The organism is Pseudomonas californiensis, from assembly GCF_021147775.1.
Classification (GTDB): domain Bacteria; phylum Pseudomonadota; class Gammaproteobacteria; order Pseudomonadales; family Pseudomonadaceae; genus Aquipseudomonas; species Aquipseudomonas californiensis.
Genome location: NZ_JAGTPK010000003.1, coordinates 82,667 through 100,681 on the forward strand (window position 1 = coordinate 82,667; position 18,015 = coordinate 100,681).

The following is an 18,015-nucleotide window of genomic DNA, read 5'->3' on the forward strand; positions in this document are numbered from 1 at the left end:
TTCAATGCGGGCATGGTGCTTGATCCTGAAGCCCGGCGCAATGCGAGCTGCCTGGGCAGTGATCAGGCCTTGGCGGCAACCGGTGCGCTGGAACTGCTGGTCTTGGTGCGGGGTTTCAACTGAGCGGCGATCATCGCAGCGTCGGTGACGCCGGTGTCGGCGCGCATGCCTGCAGCCAGAAACGGCACCATAAGGCGCATGACCTGTTCGATTGAGGTATTGATGCCGAAGTCGGTCTCGGCAATGGCGCGCAACGCCTTGATCCCCGACATGCTGAACGCCGCAGCCCCCAGCATGAAGTGCACGCGCCAGAACAGCTCGATCGGCGGGATACGGGGTGCAGCTTCGTTGACCAACGTCATGTAGCGACGAAACACTTTGCCGTACATGTCTTCCAGATAGCGGCGCAGGTGCCCCTGACTCTGACTGAAGGCCAGGCCCAGCAGACGCATGAAGATAGACAGATCGTTGCCGCTGCGAGGCTGCACTACCAGTGCCTGCTCGACGAGTATCTCCAGCAGCTCTTCAAGACTCGGTTTGTGCTCGGGCCTGGCCTGTCGGCGCTCGAGCTCACGATCGAGACTGATACAGAACGGACCGAGAAACCGTGAGAACACCGCCTGGATAAGTGCCTTCTTGGACCCGAAGTGGTAATTCACCGCAGCCAGGTTGACCGAAGCCTTGCTGGTGATGAGACGCAAGGAAGTTTCAGCGAAGCCTTTCTCTGCGAACAGCTGCTCGGCAGCATCAAGAATGCGTTCAACGGTTTCCGACTGGGCCATGGCTCTCTGCCTAACAAACGAACGTTTGAAACATACGTATCAGACGACCCTATTGTCAAGCAAACCCGTTCATTTTATGGCCGAACAGTCACGAAAACAGCCAGTAAACGATGGGTTGCATGCCTGCCTTCCGTAATGGTGCCTCACCCGATTAAGACAGTCGTTCAACCGCATGACAACGAAAATGAAATCGGCGATTGCCAAGACGCTTTCACTGTATATAATCCCAGTCACTGTATAAAAAGACAGAGCGATCAAAATGATTAAACTGACGCCACGCCAGGCCGAGATCCTGGGCTTCATCAAACGCTGCCTTGAAGACAACGGCTTCCCGCCGACCCGTGCGGAGATCGCTCAGGAATTGGGCTTCAAATCACCAAACGCGGCCGAAGAACATCTCAAGGCGCTCGCTCGCAAAGGCGCGATCGAAATGACTCCGGGCGCATCACGCGGAATACGCATTCCCGGCTTCGAAGCTCGGGCCGACGAAACCAGCTTGCCCATCATCGGACGCGTTGCCGCTGGTGCGCCGATTCTGGCGCAACAACACATCGAAGAGTCCTGCAACATCAGCCCTGCTTTCTTTCATCCGAGCGCTGACTACCTGCTGCGCGTGCATGGCATGAGCATGAAGGACATCGGCATTCTGGACGGCGATCTGCTTGCCGTACACACAACCCGCGAGGCCCGCAATGGCCAGATCGTTGTGGCCAGAATCGGCGACGAAGTCACTGTCAAACGCTTCAAGCGCGAAGGCAGCAAGGTCTGGCTATTGGCGGAAAACCCGGAGTTCGCACCCATTGAGGTCGATCTCAAGGATCAGGATCTGGTGATCGAAGGTTTGAGCGTCGGCGTCATTCGCCGTTAAGGAGACGTTATGCAGTTCCATCAAGCACCGCACACGCAGTTACCGCTGTTCGAGGCGTTCATGGCCCAGCCCATCGCCCCGTTGCTTACAGATGTCGTCGAAACACCCTGGACCAACGAGCCGGAAGTGTTCAGTGAACTGTCTTTGCGTGGCGCTGCCGGGAACTGCCTGAATCTTCTGGCGCCCATCCTGAGAGAGCTGAGCCAGGACATGGACGCCCGCTGGCTGACATTGATTGCACCACCCTCAAGTCTCACGCAAGCCTGGTTGCGTGAGGCGGGGTTGAACCGGGAAAGAATTCTTCTGCTGCAACCACGGGGCACTCAAAGTGCTTTGGAGTTGACTCGCGAAGCGCTGCGACTGGGACGCAGCCATACGGTGGTGAGCTGGATCAATCCACTTGGCACATCAGCGCGCCAGCAGTTGATCAGTGCAGCAAAAATCGGCCAAGCACAAAGCCTGAACATTCGACTGGGCTAAGGCCCGGTCCTGAATCAGTGCAGTACGCGCGGCCCTTCATCCTTCTCGGTATCACCTTCAGCAAGCTTCCCAGCCATCTGCACGCCTACGCTGAGCATGGCCTTGGCCACTTCAACGTGCTGACCTTGCATGAATGCCTTGGCGTCGGCAGAGAAGTCCAACGTGACCAGTGAGCCCTCGTCATCTGCACGACGCAACTCGATACGACCGTCAGGCAGTTCGACTATTTCAAGAAAAGAGGTAGGCATTGGTAAGGTTACTCCGCAGTAGGCGGGCATTGTAGCAGCCTGCCAACCTATACTTCATGGGTTTTCAACACTCGCTCAAGCCTTCACGGAAACGAACGGCAAGGCTTTTCAGCTGCTGACGCCAGCTCTCAAGCTCGTCACGCGTCAGCTCGGGTTCCGGTTCGGCGTCCAGATTGACCGCCACAATCATCGGTTGCGTCACGTCACCCTTGGGCTTGCGAGGTGCGCGCGGAGGCTCATACAGCGCGTTATAGGCAGCCAGCAACTGCGCCAACCAGGTCTGACGGTTTTGAGCCAGCTCGAGCAGTTCGGCCATTTCCGGAATAGCGATTGCGTCGAGAACTTCTTGAGTCAGCAGTTCCTCAGCACGACGAGCATTGGCCTGAGGCAGACGGTAGAAACCGGCGATCTCATGACACAACCCGAGCAGCGCTCCATAAAGATGGAACAGCGCAGACTCGCGTTCAGCCTGCAACAACGCCTGCGCATTGATGGCCTGGCCCTTCTCGGCCTTCCCCAGCGCCTCGAGCGACAGACCGGCAAAATAAATCTTCTGGTTTGTACGGGTATACAGTTCTTGAGCCATGGCAAGCCCCTCCCTAACAAGCGAATACCTTCAGCATAGCCCCAAGCGTTGGAGTCAACGAAGCTCTCGGCACCCGTTCGCCTGAAAGCAGGTGTCCGTCATTTGCATGACGGACACGGACTTTCAACGCTTGTCTTCGATTTTCCAGGCTTTGCCGTCATGGAACGCGCGCCAGCCAGTCGGCTTGCCTTCCACTTCGGTCTGGATGTACTGCTCTTTGGTCTTGCGGCTGTAGCGGATCACCGCTGGACGACCATCCGGGTCTTTCTGCGGCGCATCGCACAGAAAGTGGTACTTGGGATCGATTTCGTCCTTGTGAGGCGCGATCTCGATGACCAGCGGAGCACGGGTTTCGCGGTTCTTCGGGAACTGACTCGCCGCGAGAAACAGGCCCGATGCACCGTCACGCAAGATGTAAGTGTCGTCAACCTTGTCGCATTTGAGCTCCGGCATCTTGACCGGGTCCATCTTCGGTGGCGCAGCATCACCGCTCTTGAGCAGTTTGCGGGTGTTCTTGCACTCTGCATTGGTACAGCCGAAGAACTTGCCGAAACGGCCGGTCTTGAGCTGCATTTCACTGCCACACTTGTCGCACTCAAGACTGGGGCCCTCATAGCCCTTGATGCGATACGTGCCCTTCTCGATCTCGTAACCGGTGCAATCCGGGTTGTTGCCGCAGATATGCAGCTTGTGATTTTCGTCGAGCAGGTAAGCATCCATGGCGGTGCTGCAAATCGGGCAGCGGTGCTTGCCGCGCAGAACTCTGGATTCGGACTCGCCCTCGTCGTCCTCGGCAATCTCGTCGCCGGGAGTCAGATTGACGGTCGCCTTGCAGCGCTCTTTTGGCGGCAGGCTGTAACCGGAGCAACCCAGAAACACGCCTGTCGATGCAGTACGAATCTGCATTGGACGCCCGCAGACCTTGCACGGAATGTCGGTCATAACCGGCTGGTTGGCGCGCATGCCGCTGTCAGGGGCCTCGGCCACCTCCAGCTTCTTGCGGAAATCGCCGTAGAATTCGTCGAGAACGTTTTTCCAGTCGCGCTGACCCTGTGCCACGTCGTCGAGGTTTTCTTCCATCCCGGCGGTGAAGCCATAGTCCATCAGGTTGGCGAAGCTCTCGGACAGGCGCCCGGTCACGATGTCGCCCATCTTTTCCGAATAGAAGCGGCGGTTATGCAGCGCCACGTAACCTCGGTCCTGGATGGTCGAAATGATCGCCGCATAGGTCGAAGGACGACCGATGCCGCGTTTTTCCATTTCCTTGACCAGGCTCGCCTCGGAGTAACGCGCAGGCGGCTTGGTGAAATGCTGGCTAGGGTCGAGCTTGTTCAGCTTCAGGGTTTCGCCCTGAGCCATGTCCGGGAGTACGTCGTCGTCTCCAGGCTTGGCCATCTGCGGCAACACACGGGTATAACCGTCAAATTTCAGGATGCGGCCCTTGGCGCGCAGCTCGAAATCGCTGGCGGCGACACTGACGGTGGTCGACAGGTATTGCGCAGGCGGCATCTGGCACGCCACGAACTGGCGCCAGATCAGCTCGTAAAGGCGCTCGGCGTCGCGCTCCATGCCGGTAAGCTTGGACGGATGCGTATTGACGTCGGAAGGACGAATCGCTTCGTGCGCTTCTTGTGCGCCTTCCTTGCTGCTGTAGACATTCGGCGAATCCGGCAAGTACTTCTTTCCGAACTCAGTCTCGATGTAGGTGCGAGCCATAGCTATTGCGTCAGCTGACAAATTTGTCGAGTCAGTACGCATGTAAGTGATGTAACCGGCTTCATAAAGACGCTGAGCCATCATCATGGTCTTCTTCACACCGTAGCCCAGGCGGTTGCTCGCGGCCTGCTGCAGTGTGGACGTGATAAACGGAGCAGACGGCTTGCTGCTGGTCGGCTTGTCTTCGCGCTTGATGATGCTGTAGCTGGAAGCCTTGAGCTTTTCCAGCGCGGTCATGGCCTGGGTTTCATTGAGCGGCTTGAAGGCTTCACCGTTTTCACGGGCCACTTCGAAACGCACGTTGGCACCCTTGGCGGTACCCAGGTCAGCGTGGATCTCCCAGTATTCTTCTGGGTTGAACGCACGGATCTCGCGCTCACGCTCGACCACCAGCTTCACCGCCACAGACTGAACACGCCCGGCCGACAGGCCACGGGCGACTTTCTGCCAAAGCAAAGGCGAAACCATGTAGCCGACGACGCGGTCAAGAAAGCGCCGCGCCTGCTGAGCGTTGACGCGGGCGATGTCCAGCTCGCCCGGCTTGGAGAAGGCTTCCTGAATCGCTTTCTTGGTGATTTCGTTGAACACCACTCGCTTGTAACGGCTGTCATCGCCGCCGATGGCTTCGCGCAGGTGCCATGCAATGGCTTCCCCTTCGCGGTCCAAGTCCGTCGCGAGATAGATGGTGTCAGCATCCTTGGCGAGCTTGCGCAGCTCTTCGATCACCTTCTCTTTGCCGGGAAGGATTTCGTATTTGGCTTTCCAGCCGTGTTCCGGATCGACACCCATCCGCGATACCAGCTGGCGATGCGCCTTTTCTTTCGGCGTCAGCACCGGGCCCTCGCCCGCAGCGGCCTTGCCACGCTTGGCGGCAGGGTCCTTGGCAGCACTGGCCGAACCGCTGGTGGGCAGGTCTCGGATATGGCCGATACTCGACTTCACCACGTACTGGTTGCCCAAATACTTGTTGATGGTCTTGGCCTTAGCCGGGGATTCCACAATGACCAGCGATTTGCCCATGGATCAGAAAATTCCTGAATGCTAGATGAAAGACAGTGAGGCGCTTGTAAAGGCCACGCTATATATAGTGGCTACAAGGTGAGGTCAAGCACAGGCTGTTGTGCAATCTCGACTCATGGCCGGGAAAACAGACTGGTTTCCGCCTGGACCAAAGCAAAGCGCGGGACTTGCTCGCCGTCAACCTCGACAGCCCCGAGAAACATCTCGAGTGGGCGTACCCACATGCCGAAATCGCCGTAGAGAGCCTGATAGAACACGACTTCCTCTTCGGTTTCGGAATGCCTGGCGACACTGAACACCCTGTACTCAGGGCCTTTATAGTGGCGATACAAACCTGGTTGCAGTTGCATGGTGCAGCCCTCGTGAAACACACCCAAAACATTTGGTAAAAAAAGCGCTTTTTCAAAAAAACAAAAGCCGGGGCACCAAGCCCCGGCTCGTATCAAACCGAGATATCAGACGCGTTCGAAAACGGTCGCGATGCCTTGGCCCAGTCCGATGCACATGGTGGAAACCCCGAGGTTACCGCCATTCTGCTTCATGACATTGAGCAAAGTGCCGGAGATACGTGCACCAGAACACCCAAATGGATGGCCCAGAGCAATGGCGCCGCCATGCAGGTTAACCTTCTCGTTCATCTTGTCGAGCACTTTCAAATCTTTCAACACCGGCAACGCTTGTGCGGCGAAGGCTTCGTTGAGCTCGATGAAGTCGATATCGGCGATACCCAGGCCCGCACGTTTAAGTGCTTTCTGAGTGGCAGGAACCGGGCCATACCCCATGATTGCAGGGTCGACACCCGCTACTGCCATCGAACGAATCACGGCCATTGGCTGGATGCCCAAGTCCTTGGCGCGCTGCGCGGACATGACAATCATGCACGATGCACCATCAGTGATCTGCGAGGATGTCCCTGCTGTCACCGTACCGCCCTTGGGATTGAATGCAGGCTTCAACGCCGCCAGACTTTCCAGAGTAGTATCCGGACGAATGGTTTCATCGTAGTCGAAGACCTTGAGGAAACCATTTTCGTCATAACCCTGCATCGGGATGATTTCGTCCTTGAACTTGCCTTCAAGGGTCGCCTTGTGCGCAAGCTGATGCGACCGAAGGCCGAAAGCGTCCTGCTGTTCGCGGGTGATGCCATGCATCTTGCCCAGCATCTCGGCAGTCAGACCCATCATTCCGGACGCCTTGGCGGCGTGCAGCGACATGTGCGGGTTCGGATCAACGCCGTGCATCATGCTGACATGGCCCATGTGCTCGACGCCACCGATCACGAACACGTCACCGTTGTTGGTCATGATCGCCTGAGCAGCGGTGTGCAGTGCGCTCATTGAAGAGCCACACAAGCGGCTGACGGTCTGCGCAGCCGAAGTGTGCGGGATCTGGGTCAGCAATGACGCCATACGCGCGATGTTCCAACCCTGCTCGAGAGTCTGGTTGACGCAACCCCAGATAACATCCTCGACTTCTGCGGGATCCACCTTGTTGTTGCGCTCGAGCAGCTTGCTGATCAGGTGCGCGGACATGTCTTCGGCGCGGGTGTTGCGGTGCATGCCACCCTTGGAGCGGCCCATCGGGGTGCGACCGAAGTCGACAATCACGACGTCTCTTGGATTAAAGCTCATACGTTCATTCCTCAGAAAGGCGCTTAACCGAAGAAGCTCTGGCCGTTCTTGGCCATTTCGCGCAGCTTCGCGGTCGGTTGATACAAGGCACCCAGCTCGGCATATTGGTCAGCGAGGGCAACGAATTCAGCAACACCGATGGAATCGATGTAACGCAGCGCACCACCGCGGAACGGAGGGAAGCCAATGCCGTAGATGAGACCCATGTCGGCTTCGGCAGCGGTCTCGACGATGCCGTCTTCCAGGCAGCGCACGGTTTCCATGCACAACGGGATCATCATCCAGTTGATGATGTCTTCGTCGGTGACTTCACGCTGTTCGAAGATGATCGGCTTGAGGACATCGTGCACCGCAGGGTCGTTGACCTTTTTCGGCTTGCCCTTCTTGTCCATCTCGTAAGCATAGAAGCCTTTGCCGTTTTTCTGACCCAGACGCTTGGCTTCGTAAAGGACATCCACCGCCGAACGACGATCATCCTTCATACGGTCCGGAAAACCTTCCGCCATGACGTCACGACCATGGTGGCCGGTGTCGATCCCGACCACATCCATCAGGTACGCAGGGCCCATTGGCCAGCCGAATTTTTCCATGACCTTGTCGATGCGCACGAAGTCGACGCCAGCGCTGACCAGCTTGGCGAAACCGCCGAAATACGGGAACAGCACGCGGTTGACCAAAAAGCCCGGGCAGTCATTGACCACGATCGGGTTCTTGCCCATTTTTTTGGCATAGGCAACGGTTGTGGCAACAGCTTCTTCGCTGGACTTCTCGCCACGAATCACTTCAACCAGCGGCATCATGTGCACCGGATTGAAAAAGTGCATCCCGACAAAATTTTCAGGACGCTTGAGCGCCTGAGCCAACAGGCTGATGGAGATAGTTGAAGTGTTGGAAGCCAGGATGGTGTGCTCACCCACCTGCGCCTCAACATCGGCGAGTACCGCCTGCTTGACCTTCGGATTCTCGACAACCGCTTCGACCACCAGGTCGACGTTGCCGAAATCGCCGTATGACAGCGTAGGACGAATGGCATTGAGCGCTTCTGCCATTTTCGCAGGCGTCAGACGACCTTTTTCAACACGATTGCCCAGCAGCTTGGAGGCTTCGTTCAGACCCAACTGAATGGCCTCTTCACGAATATCCTTCATCAGGATCGGCGTGCCTTTGACGGCTGACTGGTAGGCAATACCGCCGCCCATGATGCCAGCGCCCAGTACAGCCGCCTGTTTCACGTCCTTGGCAAGCTCGTCATACGCCTTGGATTTTTTCTTCAGCTCCTGATCGTTCAGGAACAGGCCGATCAGGCTCTGCGCGGCCGAGGTCTTGGCCATTTTCACAAAACCGGCAGCTTCGATTTCCAGTGCCTTGTCCCGACCAAAGTTAGCGGCTTTCTGGATGGTCTTGATGGCTTCGACAGGAGCCGGATAGTTAGGGCCAGCCTGACCTGCGACAAAGCCTTTAGCGGTTTCGAACGCCATCATCTGTTCAATGGCGTTGAGCTTGAGCTTGTCCAGCTTCGGTTGACGCTTGGCCTTGTAATCGAACTCACCGGAAATGGCGCGCTTGATCAAGTCCAGCGCAGCAGCCTGCAGCTTGTCTGGAGCGACAACGGCATCGACTGCGCCCACTTTCAAAGCATCGTCTGCCGAGCCTTCCTTGCCCGACGCGATCCACTCGATGGCGTTGTCCGCACCGATGATGCGAGGCAGGCGCACGGTACCGCCGAAGCCTGGGTACAGACCCAGTTTGACCTCTGGCAGACCGATCTTTGCGCCGTTGGCGATCACTCGATAGTCTGCCGCCAGACACATTTCCAGACCGCCACCCAGCGCAATACCGTTGATGGCGACTACGGTAGGCACATCGAGGTCTTCGAAATCGCTGAAGATTCGGTTGGCTTCAAGGTTGCCCGCAACCAGCTCGGCTTCAGGCAATTTGAAATTGTCGACAAACTCGGTGATGTCGGCGCCGACGATGAAAACGTCCTTGCCGCTGGTAACGATCACACCCTTGACCGAGGTGTCGGCCTTGAGAGCATCGACTGCCTGACGCAGCTCATTGAGGGTGAGACGGTTGAACTTGTTGACGGACTCACCCTTGAGATCGAAATTCAATTCGACGATGCCACTTTCAAGAGCCTTAACCGTGATGGCTTTACCTTCGTAAATCATCAACTGATCTCCACAATATGGAAGCTGAACAATACCCGCTGAACGTCAACGTTCAACGGGACTACGACGTCGCCGTCGATGAACACGCCAAATCACACGTACATCCGCTGCGACGTGGTAGCCAGGATTCTGTCAGAGCCGTCTGACGACCAAACGCTCATTTCATACGCCCGTTTGATTTGGGTACGCACACCATCAGGCAAAATCCGAAAATTGTCAATTCGCCTAAACGCCAATAAAAACGGCCAATTGCCAAAGCCTGGAGCCATTTATGACAAGCAAACGATTATTTGGTCCAGTCTTATTCAGCGACGTGATATGACCAGCAGGGTCGCAAAGCGTTGGCAAGACTTTGCACCGTTGGTGCTCACGGAGGAAAAAGGTTGGATAAAAACGCGACAAAACAGAGCAGAACGACTAGAGTCTGCACACTGCGCCATAAGAGGCTCGCGATGCGACTGATTGCGGGTGCGCAACAGCGGTGGCCGGCATGCGGATGAATTGCATGTCGGCACGCGACGAATTATCGGCCTGCCTGGCCAACCCCGGCCCGATGTTGTTATCGGGCTTTTTATTGCCTGCGATTCAGCCTGCAAGCATTCGAAAGCAGCGTCGCATAGCGTTCACGCGAGCGCCTTGAGCACTGCGTCAATACGCTGCAAGACTTCCGGCTCGCCCCGCTCGGCCCAATAGACCGCAACCATTTGTGCGTCGGCCTCGACCTTGAAAACGTCGGCCGGCAGCGTGCCGAAGTGCACCATCAACCGGCTGTCCTCACAAGGCTCGCGCCAGCGGTTGAGCCAGATCCCCGGCTCGCTTTGCCAGTACACCCAAGTGTCAGCCCCAGCCATGCGGCGGGGGATATGGTATTGCGCACAGGGGTTTGGTGGCTCCTTGGGCAGCCAGTGCGGCCACTCCTGTGGCGTAAGCTGCATGCCCATGCCGATACGCCTGGCCTCCATGCGTAGCGCCATCCTGCCACTCTGGTGACGGGACGGACGCAACCAGACAAGTGGACTCAACATTACACAAATGATTGACAGGACTATCCAGACCGTCATATTTCTTGCCCCCGCCCGTTGTCAGGCTCACAACAATCTTGAAAACAATGGCTTGCACAAGGGTCTGCCCAGATGCGACCGAAACAGCCATACTTGACCCATCGCAATCCTCCCGGAGGACACCCTCATGTCGTATCTACATATTCTGGTTGCCATAGATCTCACCGACGAATGCGATCCGGTCATCCGTCGCGCTCGGGAATTGGCAGAAGCCAGCGGCGCGACGTTGTCGATGGTTCACATCGTCGAACCCATGGCAATGGCCTTTGGGGGCGACGTACCGATGGACCTCTCGCAGCTGCAACAGCAGCAATTCGATCAGGCCAAGGAAAAACTTGAAAAGCTGAAAATCAAGTACCCGCAAATGAAAGCCGGTGAGAGCCATCTGGTGTACGGACAGCCACGCCAGGAAATTCATCAACTGGCAAAAAACCAGAACTGCGATCTGATCGTGGTCGGCAGCCACGGCCGACACGGACTGGCGCTGCTGCTCGGCTCAACCGCCAATGACGTACTTCACGGCGCCCCCTGCGACGTGTTGGCGGTGCGCCTCAAGAAACCTGAGTAACCTGACCACTCAACAGCAAAAGCCCGGGCATTGACCCGGGCTTTTTTGCTTCTGCGCGTCAGGCGATTACTCGTCCAGCTCGGCCCAGCGTTCCAGCAGGCCATCAAGCTCGGCCTGCAGGTTTTCCATCTGCGCCAGCGCAGCGGTGGTCTGCTCCGCTGAACGCTGATAGAAGTCTGGCTCGGCCATTTCGGCAGTCAACACAGCCATCTTGGCTTCGACTGCATCGATCAGCCCAGGCAAGGCTTCCAACTCACGCTGAAGCTTGTAGCTGAGTTTCTTCCTGGCGACCGGCATTTCCTGCGCGGCAACCGGTGCAGCCTGAACCACGGCACTCGCCAGCTCGGCCTTGCCTGACTTGGTATCGGCAACCCCCAACAGACGCGGAGAACCGCCCTGACGCAGCCAGTCCTGATAACCACCCACGTATTCGCGGACCTTGCCCTCGCCTTCGAAGACCAGCGTACTGGTCACGACGTTGTCGAGAAATGCCCGGTCGTGACTGACCATCAGTACCGTGCCCTTGAAGGTCAGGAGCACCTCCTCAAGCAACTCAAGGGTTTCAACATCAAGGTCGTTGGTCGGTTCGTCGAGAACCAGCAGGTTCGCTGGCTTGCTGAACAGCTTTGCCAGCAACAAGCGGGCACGCTCGCCACCGGACAATGCCTTGACTGGCGTACGCGCTCGCGCCGGGCTGAAAAGGAAGTCGCCCAGATAGCTCAGAACATGGCGGCTTTGGCCGTCGATGTCGATGAAGTCGCGACCTTCGGCAACGTTGTCGATAACGGTCTTTTCCAGATCCAGTTGATGCCGAAGCTGATCGAAATAGGCGACGTCCAGACGCGTACCGACTTCAACCTTGCCGCCTGTCGGCTGAAGGTTATCGAGCATCAGCTTGAGCAGCGTGGTCTTGCCGGTGCCGTTGGCACCCAGCAGACCGATGCGGTCTTCGCGCTGCAGAACCATGGAGAAGTCCTTGATCAGCGTCGGACCACCCGGGTGCGCAAAACTGACGTTGTCCAGCACCATCACCTGCTTGCCCGACTTCTCGGCAGTATCCAGCTGAATATTGGCCTTGCCGGTACGCTCACGGCGCTCGCTGCGCTCGACACGCAGCTCCTTGAGCGCACGCACGCGACCTTCATTTCGGGTACGCCGAGCCTTGATGCCCTGACGAATCCAGACTTCTTCCTGAGCCAGACGCTTGTCGAACAGCGCGTTGGCAGTTTCTTCAGCAGCCAGCGCCGCTTCCTTGTGCACCAGGAAGCTGGCGTAGTCGCCGTTCCAGTCGATCAGACCGCCGCGATCAAGCTCGAGAATCCGGGTCGCCAGGTTCTGCAGGAATGCCCGGTCGTGCGTAATGAACAGCACAGCGCCCTGGAATTCCTTGAGCGCTTCTTCGAGCCAGGCAATTGCACCGATATCCAGGTGGTTGGTTGGCTCGTCGAGCAGCAGCAGGTCCGGCTCGGATACCAGCGCCTGCGCCAACAGAACGCGACGACGCCAGCCGCCCGACAACTCGGCAAGGGTCTTGTCAGCAGGCAACTGCAGGCGACTCAGAGTGCTGTCGACCAGTTGCTGCAGGCGCCAGCCGTCACGGGCTTCGAGGTCCTGCTGCACATGCATCAGCTTGTTGAGGTCTTCCTCGGTCACGCAATTCTGCGCCAGATGGTGATACTCGGCGAGCAATGCGCCGACGCCATCCAGGCCTTCAGCAACCACGTCGAACACTGTCCGTCCGTCGGCTACCGGCAATTCCTGGGGCAATTCGCCAATCTTGAGGCCTGGCGCGCGCCAGACGGCTCCGTCGTCGGGCTTCTGAATGCCCTTTACCAACTTGAGCATGCTGGATTTGCCAGTGCCGTTGCGACCGATGATGCACACCCGCTCACCACGGGCGATCTGCCAGGACACCTTGTCCAACAACGGCATCGCGCCGAAAGCAAGGGACACATCGCTGAATTTGAGCAGGGTCATGAGCTTCTCCAAAAACCGGGCGCGCATTCTACCTGAGATAGCAGTTGGATGTCGGGTTTCCTGGCGCCGGGCAGACAGGGTTATATTCTTTATAACCGCCAATTATTTCCGCATGAGTCAACCTCGTCAGCAATGCTTTCACCATGCGCCGGCAAAAGGCTAAGCTAGCGGCACTTTTCACGACTCATCTGCTCGGAAGTCTCATGCGCAGTCGTTTGTTCAGCTTTTTATCGTGCCTGCTCCTCTCCGCTATCGCCGTCCAGACTGCTCATGCGGTAGATATCAACCAACAACGCAAGTATTACGACGAGGCAAAAAGGGCCTTGGCCAAGGGCGACTCTGGTCCTTACCAGATGTACAGCACTGCCCTTGCCGACTATCCGCTCGAGCCTTATCTGGAATACGACGAGCTGACGGCGCGCCTGAAGACCGCCAGCAATGCCGAGATCGAGAAATTCCTTGCCGAGCACGGCGATCTGCCCCAGGCCAACTGGATGAAACTCCGCTGGCTGCGCTGGCTGGCCGAGCGCGGTGACTGGACGACCTTCGTCAAGTATTACGACCCCAAGATGAATTTCGTCGAGCTGGATTGCCTGTACGGCCAGTACCAGCTCAACAACAATCAACGCGCCGAGGGCTTTGCCAGTGCCGAGAAGCTCTGGATGACCGGCAAGACGCTGCCCGCTTCGTGCGATGGGTTCTTCGCCCAGTGGGCTGCAGCGGGTCAGTTGACCGAGCAGAAACGCTGGCAGCGGGCCAAGCTTGCCGCCCAGGCGCGCAATTACACACTGGCCAACACGCTGGTCAACAGCCTCAACTCGCTGGCGCCGCAGGGCCGCTTGCTGGTCGCAGTCGCCCAAAAACCGGAGATGGTCAACAATCCGGCGCAATTCGCGCCGGTCGATGAAGCCATGTCCGACGTAGTAGGCCTCGGCTTGCGCCGCCTTGCACGTCAGGATCCGCAAAAAACGTTGGCCATGCTTGATGGCTACGCCGCCACCATGCATTTCTCGCGAGAGGAGCAGGTGGAAATTGCCAAGGAAATCGGCCTGACACTGGCACGGCGGTACGATGATCGTGCCCTTGAGGTCATGACCAGGTACGACCCGGAGCTGCGCGACAACACGGTCACCGAATGGCGCCTGAGGCTGCTGCTGCGATTGGGTCGCTGGGAGGACGCCTATGAGCTCGCCCGCCGACTGCCCAAGGATCTGGCAAGCACTAACCGCTGGCGCTACTGGGAAGCGCGAGCCCTGGAGCTTGCGCAGCCCAACAGTCCGCTGATTGCTGCGCTATACAAGGATGTGGCCAAGGAGCGCGACTTCTACGGTTTCCTGGCTGCTGATCGCACGCAGAGTCCTTATCAGCTCAATAACAAACCACTGGTGCTCAGCCAGGCCCTGATCAACAAAGTACGCAACACACCGGGCGTCCGCCGTGCGCTGGAATTTCATGACCGTGGCGAAATCGTCGACGGGCGCCGCGAGTGGTATCACGTCAGCCGCCTCTTCAATCGCGATGAGATGGTTGCGCAAGCCAAGCTGGCGTACGACCTGAAATGGTATTTCCCTGCGATTCGCACTATCAGCCAGGCGCAGTACTGGGATGACCTGGACATCCGCTTCCCAATGGCACACCGCGACACGCTGGTACGCGAAGCCAAGGTTCGCGGCCTGCATTCAAGCTGGGTGTTTGCCATTACACGTCAGGAAAGCGCATTCATGGACGATGCGCGCTCAGGCGTAGGCGCAAGCGGCCTGATGCAGTTGATGCCCGCCACCGCGAAAGAAACCGCTCGCAAGTACAGCATCCCGCTGGCCTCGCCTCAGCAGGTACTGGACCCGGACACCAACATCCAGCTGGGCGCTGCCTACCTGAGTTCGGTGCACAGCCAGTTCAATGGCAACCGCGTGCTGGCCTCAGCTGCCTACAACGCGGGGCCGGGACGTGTACGTCAATGGCTGAAAGGTGCCAATCACCTGGCATTCGACGTCTGGGTAGAAAGCATTCCGTTTGACGAAACCCGTCAGTACGTGCAGAACGTATTGTCTTACTCGGTGATCTACGGCCAGAAACTCAACTCACCACAGCCGCTGGTGGACTGGCATGAAAGGTTTTTTGATGATCTTTGAGGCTGCTTGACCGAGTGCGCTGGCCATGCTCGTGGCCAGCTGCCGGGACGCCCTCTCTACTTATCGAGATCCAATACCTCGTGCATTCTTTCGCCGATTGACCGCCTCAGCCAATCGGTGTGGAACCGCGCCTCCTTTTCCGTCAGATATATCCAGAATTTGCGCTCAGTCGGTTTGCCATCGAGTCCAGCGAAGCACACCGAAAAATAGCAGATGAAACCAGACGCGGTCATCTTGCAGGGCGTAATGCTATGAATATCACTGTAAGGCACGCGCTCTTCGGTAGGTACCCGGGCCGGGCGACACTGGGTAAAAGTCAGGCATTGCTGCTCCTCATCAAAGCAGAAACCAAGCCCTTCAGGCTCGCAAGCGAGCCAACGAAGCACCCAGACAGCCGACATCAAACAGAGAGGCACCAGCACCCATACGATCGAGTTGTTGATGAAGTTCACGTGCGCTGTCACCAGCCCCCGTCCGGCGTAGAGAAAATTGATGCACAGTACTACCGACACATAGACCGGCAACGCCAACAGCAACGCGACGACATATAAAACGGTCCCGAAGGATCCCGGCCTGGGCACTTCATCCGGACACGTCCACTTGAGAGGATGCTCTGAATGTTGCCCCCAGACCACGGCATCCGGCACGTCCCGGGAGCCGAAAAGTGGCGTCGAATGCTTGGTTTTCATGCCTGAGACTCCTGACAACGACGACCTGGCCAGCCTTGCTGTTGCAGAATGAACCGCAGGGTCCAACAATCACTCCAGCACTTGCACTTCCATCCCGACCTCTAGCTCACCGGGGCCGTCATTGACCATGTTCTGGCCAAACATCACGCCACCCTCTACTTCCCGGTAGCTTTTCAACGTCGTGAAGGGCTCTCGATCCGGGCTTCGCTCACCGGTTGCGGGGTCGATAGTAGTCAGGATGCAACGGGCGCAAGGCTTGAGAAGACGGAACTGCATATCGCCGATACGGATACGCTTCCAGCCATCCTCAGCGAACGCATCAGCCCCTTCGATCACCAGATTGGGTCTGAACCGCAGCATCTCCATTGGCCTTCCAAGCCTTGCAGAAAGGTCGTTCAGGGAGGACTGCCCGATCAGCAACAGCGGGAAGCCGTCGGCAAAGTTCACACGGTCATCGATCGCACCGTAGCCACCGGGCAGCCAGCGGGCGCGTTCAACTGGCATGTACACCATTCGCGTTGGCTGGCCGATGAATCTCGAGACCCATTCGGCCGCCACAGTGCCCGCGTCGGGCATCTGCAACGAGTCACGCCAGACGGTCACACCGCGCAGGCTCTCCGGCTCATCGACAGGCACAGCAACGTCGAGCGACTCGAAGCCTGGCGCACTGAGCGTGACACCACCTTCGGCATTCCATAACACCGACAGTTGTGACATATGCGCGATGGCGCGCTGAGTGAGGAACCGCCCTGTGCGCTCATCGACCAGCATCCAGCGCCGATCACCGGCAAGACCGAGGCCGTCGAACGAGGCGCGCTGCAGGGCTTCAGCCTTGCAGGATTTCAATGGAAAACGGTAGAGCGAGCTTAGACGTAGCATGACCTGCTTCCTTGGGGGCTCGATAAGCTTTGACATGGGCGGCAAAGCTTATACGAAGCGGCTCCTGGCAGGCATCCCGGATCGAAGGTTCGCAGAGCGTTATCAGCCTTGAATCATGATCAGGCGCTCACGAACCACTTCAACCAGTTTGTCGGGCTGGAATTTGGACAGGAAGTTGTCACAGCCGACTTTCTTGACCATCGACTCGTTGAAGCTGCCAGACAGCGAAGTGTGCAAAACGATATACAGGCTGCGCAGCCGCGGGTCATTACGAATCTCGGTCGTCAGACGATAACCGTCCATCTCTGGCATTTCTGCGTCGGTGAACACCATCAGCAGTTTCTCGTGTACGTCCTCACCGGCGTCAGCCCAGCCTTTAAGCATATTGAGAGCTTTCAGGCCATCGCTTGCCACGTGCAACTTCAGGCCGAGCTGCGACAATGTATCGCGCAACTGCGCCAATGCCACCTTCGAGTCGTCAACCAGCAAGACCTCGCGGCCACGCGCATTTTCCAGCACCGGGTCTTCCAGCTTCTCGCGGGACACCTTGGCGTTGTAGGGCACGATTTCAGCCAGTACTTTTTCGACGTCGATGATTTCCACCAACTGGTCATCGACCTTGCTGATAGCCGTCAGATAATGCTGACGACCCGCGCTGGCAGGCGGCGGCATGATCGCGTCCCAGTTCATGTTGACGATGCGATCCACACCACCGACCAGAAACGCCTGCACGGAGCGGTTGTACTCAGTCACGATGATCGTGCTGCCAGGCCCCGGCACCAGCGGTCGCATGCCAATGGCCTGCGACAGGTCAATCACCGGCAGCGTCTGGCCGCGCAAATTGACGACGCCACAGACGAACGAATGTCGTTGCGGCATGAGCGTCAGCTTGGGGAGCTGCAGCACTTCCTGGACCTTGAACACGTTGATGGCGAACAACTGTCGGCCGGCAAGGCGAAACATGAGGATTTCCAGGCGATTCTCGCCCACCAGCTGTGTGCGTTGATCTACTGTGTCGAGAATGCCAGCCATTTTAGCTCCTGAAGCGATGGTCACGATGAGTCTGCTAAACGTGTATCGGCTGAAACGAGCCGGACCTTAATGGCGATGAAAGGCCATTCGCAGGCATTGATGTCACTTTACCATCACGCTTTACTGATGTGCCACACGACCGCTTCAGACGCGACCAATGACGTGTATTTCCCTT

General features: G+C 57.6%; 16 protein-coding genes. 4 read left to right on the forward strand and 12 right to left on the reverse strand.

The window, feature by feature from the left end; translation table 11 throughout:
- Positions 1–62: 62 nt before the first annotated feature.
- Positions 63–782 (reverse strand): transcriptional regulator PsrA, encoded by a 720-nt coding sequence (psrA, locus tag KDX37_RS04030; RefSeq protein WP_231651389.1) that lies wholly within the window; start codon positions 780–782, stop codon positions 63–65.
- 259 nt (positions 783–1,041) lie between these two features.
- Here psrA and lexA point away from each other — a divergent pair, with 259 nt between their 5' ends.
- Positions 1,042–1,650 carry a transcriptional repressor LexA gene (gene lexA / locus KDX37_RS04035; RefSeq protein WP_231651390.1) on the forward strand — a complete coding sequence of 203 codons (609 nt, stop codon included), beginning with the start codon at positions 1,042–1,044 and terminating at the stop codon, positions 1,648–1,650.
- Positions 1,651–1,659: 9 nt separating this feature from the next.
- Positions 1,660–2,130: an SOS-induced cell division inhibitor SulA gene (gene sulA / locus KDX37_RS04040; protein WP_231651391.1), complete on the forward strand. Its 471-nt coding sequence runs from the start codon at positions 1,660–1,662 to the stop codon at positions 2,128–2,130.
- A 14-nt stretch (positions 2,131–2,144) separates the two neighbouring features.
- Here sulA and KDX37_RS04045 read toward each other — a convergent pair whose 3' ends face one another.
- From KDX37_RS04045 to KDX37_RS04075, 7 genes are all read right to left on the reverse strand, one after another.
- On the reverse strand, positions 2,145–2,378 hold the full coding sequence (locus KDX37_RS04045; RefSeq protein WP_231651392.1) for a hypothetical protein: 234 nt from the start codon (positions 2,376–2,378) through the stop codon (positions 2,145–2,147).
- Positions 2,379–2,442: 64 nt separating this feature from the next.
- The gene (locus tag KDX37_RS04050; protein ID WP_231651393.1) at positions 2,443–2,964 is read right to left on the reverse strand and encodes a DUF6586 family protein; all 522 of its coding nucleotides are present in this window, start codon (positions 2,962–2,964) and stop codon (positions 2,443–2,445) included.
- A 123-nt stretch (positions 2,965–3,087) separates the two neighbouring features.
- Positions 3,088–5,700, reverse strand: a complete 2,613-nt coding sequence (gene topA / locus KDX37_RS04055; protein WP_231651394.1) for a type I DNA topoisomerase — start codon at positions 5,698–5,700, stop codon at positions 3,088–3,090.
- Positions 5,701–5,813: 113 nt separating this feature from the next.
- Positions 5,814–6,050, reverse strand: a complete 237-nt coding sequence (locus tag KDX37_RS04060) for a DUF1653 domain-containing protein (RefSeq protein WP_231651395.1) — start codon at positions 6,048–6,050, stop codon at positions 5,814–5,816.
- 105 nt (positions 6,051–6,155) lie between these two features.
- A complete protein-coding gene (gene fadA / locus KDX37_RS04065) occupies positions 6,156–7,331 on the reverse strand; it encodes an acetyl-CoA C-acyltransferase FadA (RefSeq protein WP_231651396.1) in 1,176 nt (391 codons plus the stop codon).
- Between the two features lie 23 nt (positions 7,332–7,354).
- A complete protein-coding gene (fadB, locus tag KDX37_RS04070) occupies positions 7,355–9,502 on the reverse strand; it encodes a fatty acid oxidation complex subunit alpha FadB (protein WP_231651397.1) in 2,148 nt (715 codons plus the stop codon).
- A gap of 623 nt (positions 9,503–10,125) precedes the next feature.
- Entirely contained in the window at positions 10,126–10,563 is a 438-nt protein-coding gene (locus KDX37_RS04075; protein WP_231651398.1) for a hypothetical protein, read from the reverse strand.
- A gap of 127 nt (positions 10,564–10,690) precedes the next feature.
- On the opposite strand from KDX37_RS04075, the gene KDX37_RS04080 reads away from it, so the two are divergent.
- Positions 10,691–11,131: a universal stress protein gene (locus KDX37_RS04080; RefSeq protein WP_231651399.1), complete on the forward strand. Its 441-nt coding sequence runs from the start codon at positions 10,691–10,693 to the stop codon at positions 11,129–11,131.
- A 66-nt stretch (positions 11,132–11,197) separates the two neighbouring features.
- Here KDX37_RS04080 and KDX37_RS04085 read toward each other — a convergent pair whose 3' ends face one another.
- A complete protein-coding gene (locus KDX37_RS04085; RefSeq protein WP_231651400.1) occupies positions 11,198–13,108 on the reverse strand; it encodes an ATP-binding cassette domain-containing protein in 1,911 nt (636 codons plus the stop codon).
- Between the two features lie 203 nt (positions 13,109–13,311).
- On the opposite strand from KDX37_RS04085, the gene KDX37_RS04090 reads away from it, so the two are divergent.
- Entirely contained in the window at positions 13,312–15,240 is a 1,929-nt protein-coding gene (locus tag KDX37_RS04090; RefSeq protein WP_231651401.1) for a transglycosylase SLT domain-containing protein, read from the forward strand.
- A gap of 56 nt (positions 15,241–15,296) precedes the next feature.
- Here KDX37_RS04090 and KDX37_RS04095 read toward each other — a convergent pair whose 3' ends face one another.
- The 3 genes from KDX37_RS04095 to KDX37_RS04105 form a co-directional block, all read right to left on the reverse strand.
- Complete coding sequence (locus KDX37_RS04095) at positions 15,297–15,929, reverse strand: hypothetical protein (RefSeq protein ID WP_231651402.1); 633 nt, start codon at positions 15,927–15,929, stop codon at positions 15,297–15,299.
- A 69-nt stretch (positions 15,930–15,998) separates the two neighbouring features.
- Positions 15,999–16,808 (reverse strand): MOSC domain-containing protein, encoded by an 810-nt coding sequence (locus tag KDX37_RS04100; RefSeq protein WP_231651403.1) that lies wholly within the window; start codon positions 16,806–16,808, stop codon positions 15,999–16,001.
- Positions 16,809–16,910: 102 nt separating this feature from the next.
- A complete protein-coding gene (locus KDX37_RS04105; protein WP_231651404.1) occupies positions 16,911–17,840 on the reverse strand; it encodes a chemotaxis protein CheV in 930 nt (309 codons plus the stop codon).
- Positions 17,841–18,015 lie beyond the last annotated feature (175 nt).

Coding starts and splice junctions, on each gene's coding strand:
- KDX37_RS04095 (WP_231651402.1), bottom strand. CDS start 15,929: ATGAAAACCAAGCATTCGACGCCACTTTTCGGCTCCCGGGACGTGCCG.
- KDX37_RS04050 (WP_231651393.1), bottom strand. CDS start 2,964: ATGGCTCAAGAACTGTATACCCGTACAAACCAGAAGATTTATTTTGCC.
- KDX37_RS04080 (WP_231651399.1), top strand. CDS start 10,691: ATGTCGTATCTACATATTCTGGTTGCCATAGATCTCACCGACGAATGC.
- KDX37_RS04105 (WP_231651404.1), bottom strand. CDS start 17,840: ATGGCTGGCATTCTCGACACAGTAGATCAACGCACACAGCTGGTGGGC.
- psrA (WP_231651389.1), bottom strand. CDS start 782: ATGGCCCAGTCGGAAACCGTTGAACGCATTCTTGATGCTGCCGAGCAG.
- sulA (WP_231651391.1), top strand. CDS start 1,660: ATGCAGTTCCATCAAGCACCGCACACGCAGTTACCGCTGTTCGAGGCG.
- KDX37_RS04090 (WP_231651401.1), top strand. CDS start 13,312: ATGCGCAGTCGTTTGTTCAGCTTTTTATCGTGCCTGCTCCTCTCCGCT.
- KDX37_RS04100 (WP_231651403.1), bottom strand. CDS start 16,808: ATGCTACGTCTAAGCTCGCTCTACCGTTTTCCATTGAAATCCTGCAAG.
- fadB (WP_231651397.1), bottom strand. CDS start 9,502: ATGATTTACGAAGGTAAAGCCATCACGGTTAAGGCTCTTGAAAGTGGC.
- KDX37_RS04045 (WP_231651392.1), bottom strand. CDS start 2,378: ATGCCTACCTCTTTTCTTGAAATAGTCGAACTGCCTGACGGTCGTATC.
- KDX37_RS04085 (WP_231651400.1), bottom strand. CDS start 13,108: ATGACCCTGCTCAAATTCAGCGATGTGTCCCTTGCTTTCGGCGCGATG.
- KDX37_RS04060 (WP_231651395.1), bottom strand. CDS start 6,050: ATGCAACTGCAACCAGGTTTGTATCGCCACTATAAAGGCCCTGAGTAC.
- lexA (WP_231651390.1), top strand. CDS start 1,042: ATGATTAAACTGACGCCACGCCAGGCCGAGATCCTGGGCTTCATCAAA.
- topA (WP_231651394.1), bottom strand. CDS start 5,700: ATGGGCAAATCGCTGGTCATTGTGGAATCCCCGGCTAAGGCCAAGACC.
- fadA (WP_231651396.1), bottom strand. CDS start 7,331: ATGAGCTTTAATCCAAGAGACGTCGTGATTGTCGACTTCGGTCGCACC.
- KDX37_RS04075 (WP_231651398.1), bottom strand. CDS start 10,563: ATGACGGTCTGGATAGTCCTGTCAATCATTTGTGTAATGTTGAGTCCA.